Source organism: Streptomyces flavochromogenes (genome assembly GCF_000717595.1).
Lineage (GTDB): Bacteria > Actinomycetota > Actinomycetes > Streptomycetales > Streptomycetaceae > Streptomyces > Streptomyces flavochromogenes.
Map to the genome: position 1 here is coordinate 20,254 of NZ_JNZO01000051.1, position 12,420 is coordinate 32,673.

The following is a 12,420-nucleotide window of genomic DNA, read 5'->3' on the forward strand; positions in this document are numbered from 1 at the left end:
TTTCGTCGACGGTGAGGGGCAGCGCAACAACCAGCTGGGGCCCAAGGCTGGGTCTCCAACGCCCCGCCGGTACCTCGCCCGAGGCCCGGCGGCGTGTCCTGATCTCTTGGGAGGCAGCACGCCGTGAACGGAACTCCTCACACCGCTGAATCCGGGACGGATCAGCAACCTCAGCCGCAAGCCGCCGAGGACGACTCCGTCGACCGGAACGATCATTCGGATGTGGTACCTCACCCGGCCGAAGGCAGCGCACAGGTACCTGCGGTACGGCGATGGGCCTTCGCCGTCGCGACCGCCGCACTCGCCTCGCTGTTGCTGCCCACGTCCGCGCAGGCCCGTGCGGAGGCCTTCTACTTCGATGGGCAGAACAACGAGACCCGCCGCTGTATGGACGACAGCTGGGCGGAGGACCTGCGGTCGTTCCCCTGCAACGGAATGGACTTCCAGCAGTTCCGGTACTCCGATGGCGTGTGGGGTGGCGACCGCTACTACCACGAGCTGCGGAACAAGGTCACCGGCCGGTGTGTCGACGACAGCTGGGCGGGGCAACTGCGGGCGTGGCCCTGCAACGGGATGAAGTTCCAGCAGTGGTCGGTCACCAACAGCAGTGGCGGGACGACCTTCAGGAACCGGGAAACCGGCCGGTGCATCGACGACAGCTGGGCGGAGGACCTGCGGGCGTTCCCCTGCAACGGGCTGAACTTCCAGAAGTGGTGGGGAGTCCACGCGAACTGACCCAGGCCGCACCTGGGTCCCCTGCCTTCACGCTGGGGCCCCACGCGAGGACCTTCGGCATGCCCGGACCGCACGCGCCGGCCCCTCCTGCAGGGGCAGAGGGAGCCGGCCGGGCTGTCCGGTCCCGCACCGCCCCAGCCCCGCGGTCGGGGTCGGGGTCGGGGTCGCATGGGAAGCCGTCAGACGGCTAGGCGGGCGGGCCCCGGGTCGAGGTAGGTGCCGCGGAGATCCTTGAGGGTGCACTCGCGCACCCGGTCCTTCAGGAGTACGGCATGGATGAGGCTGTCGGCGCGGCGGGCGGAGTAGGAGGTGGCCTTGTCGCCGGCGCCGTTCTCCTTGCGCCCTCTGATGAGGTCCTGCTCCGCGCCCGTCGGCGCCGGCCTGGCAGACGTCCGGACCGGCGGACGGGGCGACGTCACGCAGGGACGTCGAGCGGCGGGTGCTCGAGCACGCGGGGCTTGTACTCGACCAGCTGGATGCGGCCGTCGAAGGTGCGGTGCTCGATCATCTCAAGGGCAACGTCCGGGTAGCCGTCGTAGATGCGTTCTTCGCCCGTCGCCCCGGTGATCACCGGGAACATCACCACTCGGAAGCGGTCGACGAGTCCGGCTCGTAGAAGGGACCTGCACAAGCTGAGGCTGCCGATCGTGCTCAGAAGCCCCGAGCCGTTCGACTTCATGGCACGGACCGCTTGGACGGCGTCGTCGCGGACGAGCCTGGAGTTGGGCCACGTCAGTGGCTCCTTGAGCGAGGAAGAGAACACCACCTTGGACGCTTGCGTGAGCTCGTCGACGGACGCCTCTTCTTCGGGCCTGAACTCGTCCTGGCCATCCGGGACCTCGCCCGCGGCGAAGCCCGACATCAGGCGGTAGGTGTTCGCTCCCATCAGATAGGTGGCCTCGGGCTGCTCGCCGAGCCACGCGAGGTACTCCGGGCCCTCGAGGCCCCAAAACCCGGGCCATCCCTGTCCCGATGCACAGCCGTCGAGTGAGGTGATGAAGTCGACGAGAAGTTCCGACATGGCGGTGTCCTTTCCTGGGGTCACCAGCTTGGACCGGACGTGAGCAACAAACTCATCGGCCGCGCTGTGGAGTGACGCGGAAAACGGCCTGGGCCAGCCATCAGGCCCAGCCGGGCCAGGTACCACGCTCAGGGGCCAACTGAAACGCTCAGTCACATAAGGCGTGGCCCAGGATGGACGGCCCTGTGGCCAAGCAGGTGCTCAGACGCGGCCCCACGAGTCAACCGCTGTGGAGGGCCCACTCGCCCAGGCCGCCGTAGATGTGAGCCTCGAAGCACTGCGGGGCGTCAAGACCAACGGCCTCACGCCGGTACACGGCGATGAGGGAGCCCTTGCCCCGCCACCAGTTGTCGTTCACTCCCCGTACTTCGGGCACGGGCTCGAAGCCGCCGAGGTCCAGGGCCTCAGCCTCCTTGCCCTCGGTCCCTGTGAAGTGACAGCTTCACGCAGGAACAACAAACCCAGCTGCATGAGTAACAACCACTCGTGGCTTTGTTCACGAGTTCGGGGGGCACCGCAGCACACCGGCAATTCGAACACCGAGTAATTCGCTTGCCATGGTCCGAGGCGGCGGTTGACATCCGCTCGCGCTGCGTTGATCCTCTGCGGCGGTGGCAGGTGCCGTTCCTGCGGCAGAAGAGAAAACGAAAGGAATGGAGACCTCGACGGATGAAACGCACCGGGGCCACCACAGCGAGGGACAGCCGTTCGCGTGGGTGGGCAGCGCACCCGACGGCCGGTGAGCAGCGGTGCAGGCCTCGCCCTCACCCGGCTCACTCCTTGTCTCGACGCTTGTCCTGGTTCTTGAGATTGCGGCCTGCACCACTGGGTGACTTCAGGTAGGCGATCTCGGCTTCTGCTGTCTGCCATTTGGCGTACAGGTACGTGCATGCCCAGATGGAGGCTCCGAGGGCAGTAAAGGTCACGCCCTGAGCTGCCACCAGACGCTTGGTGAGCTTGGAGAGCTTGCCTCCAGGTGACGCTGCCTCGCTCTTGCAGATGCCGACGTGGCCCGTCTCTTGTGAGTGCCGCTGCAGATCGTCGAGACCTTCAGCCCGAAAGGGGCACTCCGTGCACGTGTAATTGATCATCAATTGACCCCCTCAACTGAACCTAGGTTGGCACAGGTTGGGTACGCCGATGCACCCCTTGGCCATCCTCCGGCCGGAGGGTAGCCGTCGCCCCCGCAGCAGCGTCGTACCAGACCTACACACTCTGGGGTGCGATGCCCGGGGGTTCTGAACTGGGGCAGCGCACCGGTATGCGAGTAGGCCCTGGGATCTCGGGGTCGCTCCCCGGCGGACTGCGCGGCGGCCGGTTCGGGTTCGGTGAGGCAGTACAGCCGCGTGTGGAGTGCACCTGCACGAGCCGGGCGCGGTTCTGGGCACCACTGGCGCCTCGTGCGGAGCACCGCAGCCACGAATGCGAGTGCATCCGTGGCGGACTCGGGATCATGTTGGCACGAACGACGCGGACCCCAGGAGATGCTTGAGCCGACCCGCCGCCACATCCAAGTGGTGGAGTCCACCCGCCGGACCATCGAGAGCGTCATGGGGCCGGGCAGCGCGGTCGGACTACGGGCGCCTGCGCCGGGGTCCAGTCGAGGGTGAGCGGTTCTGGGTCGGTGGGCCCTGGCGTTCCGATGCCGCCGCGACTGTCGAGGGCCGCGTGCTCCTCCGCCCGCACCACGCGGAAGCGGGTTCCGCGGACGGTGAGTTCGTCGACGCACTCGGGCTCCAGCCGGGCGACCGCCGGCAGGAGTGCGCGCCGTTCCACTCTGGTCTTCGCTTCGTCCTTCGCCCGGAACCACAGCAGGGAGTTCAGCGCGTCGCGAGCCTGCTGCGGACAGCCGTGCGTGACCTCGACGACCACCCGCCACCGACGCCACCCTTCCGGCCCTGGGCAGCAACCCCGAACAGCGGGCCCCGTACCGCCAGGGCACCGTGGCGTGCCGCCGCGTCGGCGGCATCGCCTCTGCCCCGGGCCGCTCGGGGCGGGAGGGAAGCGGAGACAGGGGCGGGGCAGCAGGGCGGGGCGGGGAGGCAGCGTCACGCCGCAAGCGGGGGTGCCGGCAGTGAGGGAGAGCGGCCCGCCGTGGGCGGAGGTGCATCCGGCGTGGAGCAGTGTTTCGTCGCGGGCGGTGGTGCCTCGGTTCACTCACGCTCCCGGACGACCGTGATCGATCTCGGCGCCCATGGCCCGTACCGGCGTTCCCGGGCCCCGACGCCCGGTGCGGGGCGCTTGGAGCACCGCACTGGCCGCCCGGCCGCTGGCATCGGGATCCGTGCGGCGTTTCACTGGAAGGTGCTGGAAGGTGCCGCACCCGCGCTCCGGGAGGTCTTGTGAACACGCGCACACCGCCCCGTTTCGATCCCACCCGCGTCCCCCACCTGCTGGGCTCGTTCGCGCCGGTGACCGAGGAGGTCGACGCCGCCGACCTCGAGGTGAAAGGCGAGATCCCGGCCGCCCTGGACGGTCTGTACCTGCGCAACGGGCCCAATCCCCGCTTCACGCCGATCGGCTCGTACCTGTACCCCATCGACGGCGACGGAATGCTGCACGGAGTGTGGCTCTCACAGGGGCGCGCCCGCTACCGCAACCGTTTCGTGCGCACCCCGGCCCTGGAGGCCGAGGAACGGGCCGGGCAGGCCCTGTGGGGAGGCCTTGAGTCGATGATCCTGCCGGATGCGGAGCAGGTCGGACCGCAGCTTGCGGGGACCTTTCGGGACCTGCCTGACATCAATGTCGTACGGCATGGAGGCCGCCTGCTTGCACTCGCCGAGTCGGCCTGCCCGTACCGGATCGGCGCCGGGCTGGAGACCCTCGGCCGCGAGGACTTCGAGGGGGCCCTGCCCGCGGGGATCACCGCCCACCCCAAGATCGACCCGGTCACGGGCGAGATGGTCGTCTTCTGCTACGGCCTCGAAGCGCCCTACCTGACCTGGTCGGTCATCGGCCGCGACGGCACCATCACGAGCGGGCCCACCCCCGTCGAGGGCGTGGACGAGCCGATGATGATCCACGACATGGCCCTGACCGGCCGCTACGCCGTTCTGATCCTCGCGCCCGCCTTCTTCGACCTGGACGCGGCCATGGCAGGCGGCTCGTTCCTGGCCTGGCGGCCCGAGCGGGGAACCCGCGTGGTCCTGATCCCCCGCGACGGCGGACCGCCACGCTGGGCGACCGACGACGCCTTCTGGCTGTGGCACACCGTGAACGCCTACGACGACGGCCCCGGCCCCGACGCCCAGGTGGTCCTGGACTACGTGCAGTGGAGCCGGCTGACCGTCGGCGGCGCACCGGGCGCGAAGCAGGAGCCGGTCAGCGGCGGTCTGGCGCGGGCGCGCATCGACCCCGTGGCAGGCACCATGACCCGCTCACTGCTGGACGACGCCCGAGTAGAGTTCCCCCGCATCGACGACCGCCTCATCGGCCGGCGCCACCGACACACGGCACTGGCCACGTCGACCGGCCGGACGGACCTGCTGTCGGGCGAATACGACGCCGTACGCTTCCACGACACGCAGACAGGGACCGCCGTCGTCTGGGACGCCGGAGACCTGTCGGTCGGAGAACCGGTCTTCGCTCCCGAACCGGGTACCGACTCCGAGGTGCGCGGCCACTGGCTCACCTTCGCCACCGACCGCACCGACGGAACAAGCTGGTTCCTCGTCCTGCCCGCCGAAGACCCAGCCGCCGGACCGGTCGCACGCGCCCGCGTCCCCGTCCGGGTTCCACTCGGCCTGCACGGCGGCTGGCTGCCCACCGAAGACGACCGGCCCACCGCACACAGTGCCCCATCCACTGCCACGTGAGGGACGGCCGGCCAGCACTGTGCCTGCCCAGCATGCGTCCACTCGTTCCCAGGAACGGACGCCGTCTACTCGACCAACCCGACCCCCGATACGGCAACGGCCGAGCCCCTCGCCCCCGCTGGCGGAAACGGAGCACGACGGCGCCGCAGCACCACCGGTGCCAGGCGACACCGTCCTCGGACCTCAGCATGATGCGGGCGGCCACCAGCGACAACCTGCCGACGACCTCCAGAAGCTGAGCGGACACCGCTCCCGGACCGAACACGTCCGACACGACAGGCCAGGCTCACGATGCGTGCCTCGGTCGTGTTGTGCACCTGAGTCCGCCCCTGACATGGGAGACGCAGGCAGGCAGGCGGGAAGCCTTGGCGCAGGTCGCGCCGACGACGGGGCGAGCGGCACGGAGCTGCTCGACACCGGCGTCAGCCTGGCCGGCGCCGACCGCGGCCCCGCCGGAAGGTGGGAGGGGTCCAGCCACGACTACGGAGCGGGCAGCGGGAGGAGCTACAGCCACGGGTACGGGCCGTCACCCGCGACTGGACCGTCTCGTTCCCAGTCACCCGGGCCAGCTTGCCCCGGACCTGACGGCCGACCAGGCGTGCGGAGAGGCGCCCAGATGCTGCTGTGTGGTGCTGCCTCGTCGTAGCGGCAGCACCGCGGTGTCAACCAGCCGTAGGTGCCACGGTGCTTGTGCCGGAGCGCAGCGAGGATCTGTCGGACACACCGTCGGCGACTTCTTCCGCGGCTTCGCTACGGGGCGGCGTACGGCTCACACGCGACGCCGTCCCCGTCCCGGTCCAGTTCCTCCCTGTACCCCTGCCCGCCGCGAATCAGCGGCGCTGCCCCGGCGTCCCGCGCTGCGTCACAGTTCTCGTAGTACTCCGCTGCTGGTGCGACCGACTCCGGCAGGTCCGGCGTCACGGGATCGGGAGCCTCAGGTGCAGGGACGTCCGACTCAGGAAGGTCCGATTCAGGCGTCTCCACGGGCGGTGGCACCGGGACCGGCAGGGATGGTGACACAGTCACCGTCTCAGTCACCGTAATCGAGGGGGATGGGTCGGGGCGTTCACCCTCGACGGGGCCCTCGCAGGCGCTGATGACGGCTCCCAGCGCGAGGAAGGCCACCAGCAGTACAGCGACTACGAAGCCGCCCTTGCCCCACCCCGAGCGACGCGCCCACCAGCCACCCGCTCTGTCGTGGTCATCCATCGGCACCGCCAGGTTGAAGGATCTCCACTCAGTGGAACATCACTCGGTCGGCCCCGCATCACGATGAAACAGTCAGTGCGACACCCGATGTCCCGCAACTAAGGGCTGTCCCGCAATGATCGGCTGGTACGCCCGGCCGCAAGGGCGCGGAGCCAGGGCGGCATGATGTCCCCCGTGATGAACAGTGCAAACCTGCAGCCTGCCCGGATAGCGGGTTACGACGGTGGCCCCCTCACGTACCAGGCCAGGCTTCTGGACGAGCCGCTCTTCTGGCTGGGGCACCTCTCCTCGTGTATCCAGAGCGAGGAGGCCGAGGAACTGCTGTTCGGCGCGGACTATGACGCGGCCGGCGACTTCCAGCGTCAGCTCTGGGAGCGGGCCGAGTGGCCGGCATTCACGGTTCCGCTCGCTGCTGATCACCGTCTTCACGTGGTCTACCGGACTGTCGCGGACGACACCGGAATCGACTACCTCCTCCACCACCCCGACTGGGACCAGGCCGAGGTCCTCGCCCGGGATGACGGGCACTTCATGGGTCCGGGCCTGTCCTGGCCCGAACTCGTCGCAGCTGCAGACAACATGCTGCCCGGCGGGAGCACCACCGATCCCCACTCCCGTCTGTTGCTCCTGCTGCCTGCGTTCGGCGACGACGCAGTACCCGACGACGCTGTTGGCCGCCTGGCGGGTGCGCTACGTGCCCGCACGAGCGTGGAAGACCCCGAGACCCTCGCCTCTGCTCTCCTGGAGGACCAAGGGGGCCCCGGCCCCGCGCGCTGGATGGTAGCCGGGCACGGTTTCTCCGTGAACGATGGCGAGTACTCCTTCCGTAACCCCACCAACCTCTTCGCCTTGTCAGCCGATCGCTTGGCCCAGGTGGCTACCGCGCTGGCGCCTTGACCCACACAACGATTTCCAACGGCGAAGGGTGGTGTTTGGAACGATCCAGCCGTGACTGCTGTGATCACGGCTACGCAGCCGGCGTGGACAACTCCGTTCACCGGGCTGAGCCCGCGCTGTTTCAGCAAGCTGGTGACGATGCTGCGGCGCGACGGGGCGGACGAAGTTCGCAGGGGCCCGGCCGTGGGGTCTGCCGCTGGAGGACCGGGTGCTGCTGGTCACGACGTACTGGCGCACGAACTTGACGATGCACCAGCTCGCCCCGCTGTTCGGCATCTCGAAATCCCCAGCTGACCGCATCATCGACCACGTCGAGCCGATGCTCGCGCTTCGGCCCCGGAAGCGGTTCCGCAAAGACACCGTGCTCATCGTTGACGGCACCCTGGTCCCCACCCGCGACCACACTGTGGCCGAGCAGCCGAAGAACTACCGGTACTCCACCAACCACCAGGTCGTCATCGACGCCGACACCCGCCTGCTCGTCGTGGTCGGCCGGCCTCTCGCCGGAAACCGCAACGACTGCAGGGCATGGGAGGAGTCCGGCGCCAAGGCCGCCGTCTGCAAGACCATGACGATCGCCGACGGCGCCTACCCGGGCACCGGGCTGCGCAGTGAGGGGACCGCTCACGCGACCCAGAGGTGTGGCACTTCGCGAACGCGTCCCGCGGGATGCGCTGTTGTACGAGGCTCACGGCCAAGGGCTTCGCGCCCATGGCCTCTGTGACGGCCCGCAGGATCAGGCGAAGGGAAGCCCGCAAGTCCGCTGCCTACGAACACGCCGGTCAAGTTCGAAGCGTGCACGACGCCGTATGTTGAACGACAGCCTCGAAGGAGACCGCCCCCGAGAGAGCCGTGATCACCCGTGCGAGACTTGCGTCATGAGCCTCGGACGAGCCCTTCGACGCGCCCTGATAGCCATCGGAACGCTGTCGGCCGCTCTGGCTGTGTCGGCCTGCAGTACCAGCGGAGCCGGCACGTCCGACGGGGCCGGCACGAGTTTCGTGACCGACGACGGTGGCATATCGACGGTTCCCAAAGACGGGCGCACACCGGCGGGGACACTGGCAGGCGAGACATCGGACGGCAAGCAGCTTGACGTCGCCGGCCTCAAGGGCAACGTCGTCGTCCTCAACATCTGGGGCTCCTGGTGTCCCCCGTGCAGGGCCGAGGCACCGCACTTCGCCAAGGTCTCGAACGATCTCAAGGGCAAGGGCGTGAAATTCGTCGGGATCAACACCCGCGACTTCAACAAGCAGCCGGCACAGGCCTTTGAGGACGAATTCGGCGTCTCCTACCCGAGCCTCTACGACCCACACGGCAAGCTGGTCCTCAAGGGATTCCCCAAAGGGACGCTAGCTCCCAACGGCATACCCTCCACGGTCCTGCTCGACCGAGACGGCAGGATCGCCTCGCGAGCACTCCACGCTCTCGATGAAGACAAGCTCCGGTCCATGATCGACCCACTGATCGCCGAGAAATGATGCCGGGAAGCGAGGAACCGGCCACGGACACGCCGGCGCATTGTCAATCGGACTGAACGGTACAACTGGGCATCCCGGAACGCCGCGTGCGGGACTGACGCATCCGTGCCGGCGGCAATGACAGACCTCCGCGACCCGTGCAACGAACCCGGCCGTCAAAGACGCCGAGACTCCCCGCGCCACCTTGACGGCACCCCCCTTCGCCCAGGACACCGCAGGCAATCCGCCGATCCTCCAGCGAAAAGGTATGCATGGTCATCCGGATCGCGGGCAGGCGGATGCAGAGCAGGTGGGACTGCTCACCGGGCCCGCGGACTCCCCTGCCGCAGGGCCCGACCGGGTGAAGGACCGGCCCGCACTCGTGGTGTTGTGCGGGCCGGTCGCTCACGCGAGGACTCCACAGTCCGGTCACTGTGGTGCCTGTGGCCATCCGAGCGCCGAAAGGCCCGTGTACGTCTCCGAGGAGACCGAACGAGGACTCGAAAGCAACCGGGCCGGCACCGCTCCCTTGCCCTCCCTTCCGCGGGAGCGGCGAAGAGCACGTACACGAGGCGGCTCGCCAGCGAAGCAGCCGGCGGACGCGGACGGCCTGGGAGACCGCTCCATGAAACTCGACCTGGTCGAGCCGCTCTCCGCGGACTCGACCCGCGGCGTCGGCAATGGCCGCCGGCTCTGCGACGGCAGAGTGGCTGATCTCCGCGACCAGGACATGTGGGTGGGTAGTCCTCTTGCCCGGGTCGCAGGGGATGAAGCCGCGCCGGCGGGGCTTCATCCGGGTCAGGGCGAAGACGGTCCGGCGGGCGTCAGGGGAAGTGGTCTGCACGCCGCATCCCGGTGTCCCGGGCTCGTACGCTGGACGATCAGGAACGCCGGCGGCATGACCACGACGTCAGAGTGGGCCTCCAGAGCCCGAGGGAAGACGTGCAGTGCAGGGCGGGGAGCCTGGCGCCGTAGACCGGGGAGCGCAAGGACAGGCCTTCCGCTGCCTTGAGTGGGATGAAGGGACGTCCGGGTCCGGGACGAGGCCGTCGTCGACCCGCGCAGTACGGCCGCCAGTGTCGGGGCTCCAGTCGAACGGGAGGGGGCAGGGGCAGAGGGCCGTGGCATCACGCTGTCGCCGTGCTCGTCGAGGGCCCCGTACCCGCAGCCAGCACCACCCGGTCACGAGTGCCGAGCGCAGTGAGCTCGTCCACGTACCTCGGATCCAGCCGGGCCCGTTCGGCTGCCCCCAGCCGCGCCCCTCTCCTCCATGTTCTTCGCTAGCTCGTTCGTCCTCTCCACTACGGCAGCAGTTCGCGGCCGAGGAAGCGTGGCGCACGCACGAGAAGTCGGTCAGTCAGAAGAAGGGGGGCCAGAGCGTTTGATGGCCCGGCCGACGATCACGGCGAGGGGGATCACGACTGCGATGTAGACCGCGCAGATCGCTGCTGCCGCAGCGCTGGAGGACACCAGCAGGACGAGCCCTCCGAGGACGAGGACCACGGTGAGAGTCAAGAGGAACAGGCGCATATGAGGTTCAACGACCAGAGCAGCTCGGAGACCTCCAAGACGTCAACGACTTCTTACCGGCAAGGCCGTCGACCGTCTCGCCCGTGCCGCCAGCCTCGACGAACTCCTGGCCGAAGCCACCGGCAGGATGTCCGTGCTCCACGAGCGCCGGCCCCACCTCCACGCACGCTGATTGGAGGGCTGTCACGACGTCCCCAGCTCCACCGCGAACTGCGCGCGCGGGGATTCACCGGAGGCGTCTCAGTGCCTCCGCCGACCCTTCCGCACCTTCCGGCCTGCCCGCCGGTCAGGCCGGAAGCTGCAGCCGGTGCCCCGGCCGCATCCGGGCCGGCCCGAAGCCCCGACGTGTCGTCGGTTGGATCATGACGCGACCCCAGCCCTCGCGACCGCCGACGCCGCGGAAGGGAAGAAGATCCGTACGGCCTGCCCTTACCTCGACTCCGCCCGTGGAGCTTCGGCCAAGTCGAGGAACAGGTCACCCGCGCCAAGCTCATCAGGCGCGTGGCGCGACCGAGCAGCCCACCTCGGCCTCCTCCGCCAACGCCTACTCCTGGGCCCATGGCCCCCACGGCATCCCACGATCCCCAGCAGAGCCCGATTTACCCCAAGGTCCCGTCTGACCGGGAGCTGGTGACTCGTCCCGTCAAAGCTCGACGCGATGCTCCGCAGCCGATGGGTCAACGACGGAGCCGTAGCGCAGGACGACGTGCGACGGCCGGAACGGCAGGTCGTTCAGAATGGGCACCATGACGGCGAAGAGTGCGTCGGCGTCCGACCCGTAGGCGTAGATGGCGACCTCGCCGCCTCCGTACTCGTTCCCGTCGAACTCGCCGACATCAGCTTGCTCGATCACCTCGGTCAGGAGGGCCCCGGCCTGGCGGACAGCCTCCCGCTGGGTTGGATCGCCGAGGCCGGCATCAGCCAGTCGGTAGTGAGCGATGACGGCGTACTCAACGTCGTTTCCTGCTTCGTCTGTGTCGGCCATACCGGAAACGCTCTCATCCCGGACGGACATCCTCGCCGGCCTGGCCCTGCGGGACGCGGAGACCTCAACCTCCTACACCGACACGTCTGCTCGACCGTGGCCCTGCGGCAACACGGAATCCGCGACAGAGACCGTATTCCCTCCAACGGTAGGTTCGCGTAATCCCCAGGTCGTGGCTTGGAGTGCTAGGTTGCGCCGGGGAGCCCCAGGGCGGCCAGAAGGGCTGCGGAAAGCTGTTCCGCGAACAGGGCCGCCCCGGTGAGCGTCTGCCGGATGGCCTCCTCGTCAGGAGTCAGTCCTGCGGCAGCCGACCAGGCGAGTGCGCCGGCGACGGCGGGTTCGACGGGGAAGTGCTCCAGAGGGATCTCGTAGCTCTCCGCCGTCTCGCGGTTGAGCAGGCCCTCCCAGCTGCCGCCGCCCGGTGTGAGGGCCTCGACGAAACCTACGTCGCTGTCCAGGAAGGACACCATGATCGCTGGTGTCCCTGTGCTCTGGACGAGGTTCGCCAGGCTGCGGCGTCCGGCGTCGGCAAAGACGGTCGTCTGCCAGCTCTCCGACAACGCCTCCGTGTCGTCAATGCCTGTGAATCCGACTGCCCGCATGAGTTGGTGCAATTCCCCCGTGGACCGGGTCGTCAATGATCCGCCTGAGTTTCCCATGGTCTGCAAGCTAAGGGCTGTCCCGCAAGTGATCTCAGACGTGCTACTCATCAGCCGTCGGCATAGATCCACTATCCGGTCAAGGCGAGGTTGTGGAGGCGGGCGATGC

The 12,420-nt window shown here is 68.6% G+C and carries 11 protein-coding genes and 2 pseudogenes; 5 read left to right on the top strand and 8 right to left on the bottom strand.

The genetic code is table 11. From position 1 onward, the window contains the following. Nucleotides 1–222 precede the first annotated feature (222 nt). Entirely contained in the window at nucleotides 223–735 is a 513-nt protein-coding gene (locus IF00_RS42040) for an RICIN domain-containing protein (RefSeq protein ID WP_051820863.1), read from the top strand. Between the two features lie 179 nt (nucleotides 736–914). On the opposite strand, the gene IF00_RS0138830 is transcribed toward IF00_RS42040, so the two are convergent. From IF00_RS0138830 to IF00_RS42045, 5 genes and pseudogenes are all read right to left on the bottom strand, one after another. Then, complete coding sequence (locus IF00_RS0138830) at nucleotides 915–1,154, bottom strand: hypothetical protein (RefSeq protein WP_030326561.1); 240 nt, start codon at nucleotides 1,152–1,154, stop codon at nucleotides 915–917. Continuing rightward, nucleotides 1,151–1,756, bottom strand: coding sequence for a dihydrofolate reductase family protein (locus tag IF00_RS0138835; RefSeq protein ID WP_030326563.1), 606 nt, complete (start codon nucleotides 1,754–1,756; stop codon nucleotides 1,151–1,153). The genes IF00_RS0138830 and IF00_RS0138835 overlap by 4 nt, the downstream gene beginning before the upstream one ends. Before the next feature lie 220 nt (nucleotides 1,757–1,976). Next, nucleotides 1,977–2,162: pseudogene (locus IF00_RS44505) on the bottom strand (hypothetical protein); the annotation flags it as partial. 367 nt (nucleotides 2,163–2,529) lie between these two features. After that, the gene (locus IF00_RS45915) at nucleotides 2,530–2,847 is read right to left on the bottom strand and encodes a hypothetical protein (RefSeq protein WP_158710585.1); all 318 of its coding nucleotides are present in this window, start codon (nucleotides 2,845–2,847) and stop codon (nucleotides 2,530–2,532) included. 457 nt (nucleotides 2,848–3,304) lie between these two features. Beyond that, on the bottom strand, nucleotides 3,305–3,628 hold the full coding sequence (locus IF00_RS42045; protein WP_030326567.1) for a DUF5954 family protein: 324 nt from the start codon (nucleotides 3,626–3,628) through the stop codon (nucleotides 3,305–3,307). A 470-nt stretch (nucleotides 3,629–4,098) separates the two neighbouring features. On the opposite strand from IF00_RS42045, the gene IF00_RS0138850 reads away from it, so the two are divergent. Then, entirely contained in the window at nucleotides 4,099–5,571 is a 1,473-nt protein-coding gene (locus tag IF00_RS0138850; RefSeq protein ID WP_051820864.1) for a carotenoid oxygenase family protein, read from the top strand. 750 nt (nucleotides 5,572–6,321) lie between these two features. Here IF00_RS0138850 and IF00_RS0138855 read toward each other — a convergent pair. Further along, a complete protein-coding gene (locus IF00_RS0138855) occupies nucleotides 6,322–6,780 on the bottom strand; it encodes an excalibur calcium-binding domain-containing protein (protein ID WP_051820865.1) in 459 nt (152 codons plus the stop codon). Between the two features lie 177 nt (nucleotides 6,781–6,957). Between IF00_RS0138855 and IF00_RS0138860 the strand changes: the two genes are divergently transcribed. The 3 genes and pseudogenes from IF00_RS0138860 (at nucleotide 6,958) to IF00_RS0138870 (ending at nucleotide 9,158) form a co-directional block, all read left to right on the top strand. After that, entirely contained in the window at nucleotides 6,958–7,677 is a 720-nt protein-coding gene (locus IF00_RS0138860) for a hypothetical protein (RefSeq protein ID WP_245234762.1), read from the top strand. 51 nt (nucleotides 7,678–7,728) lie between these two features. Continuing rightward, nucleotides 7,729–8,284 (top strand): annotated as a pseudogene (locus IF00_RS42050) (transposase family protein); the annotation flags it as partial. 271 nt (nucleotides 8,285–8,555) lie between these two features. Continuing rightward, complete coding sequence (locus IF00_RS0138870; protein WP_030326576.1) at nucleotides 8,556–9,158, top strand: TlpA family protein disulfide reductase; 603 nt, start codon at nucleotides 8,556–8,558, stop codon at nucleotides 9,156–9,158. A gap of 2,152 nt (nucleotides 9,159–11,310) precedes the next feature. Here the strand turns inward: IF00_RS0138870 and IF00_RS0138880 are convergent. After that, nucleotides 11,311–11,652: a hypothetical protein gene (locus IF00_RS0138880; protein ID WP_245234760.1), complete on the bottom strand. Its 342-nt coding sequence runs from the start codon at nucleotides 11,650–11,652 to the stop codon at nucleotides 11,311–11,313. Nucleotides 11,653–11,837: 185 nt separating this feature from the next. Further along, a complete protein-coding gene (locus IF00_RS0138885; protein ID WP_158710586.1) occupies nucleotides 11,838–12,122 on the bottom strand; it encodes a hypothetical protein in 285 nt (94 codons plus the stop codon). Between the last annotated feature and the right edge of the window lie 298 nt (nucleotides 12,123–12,420).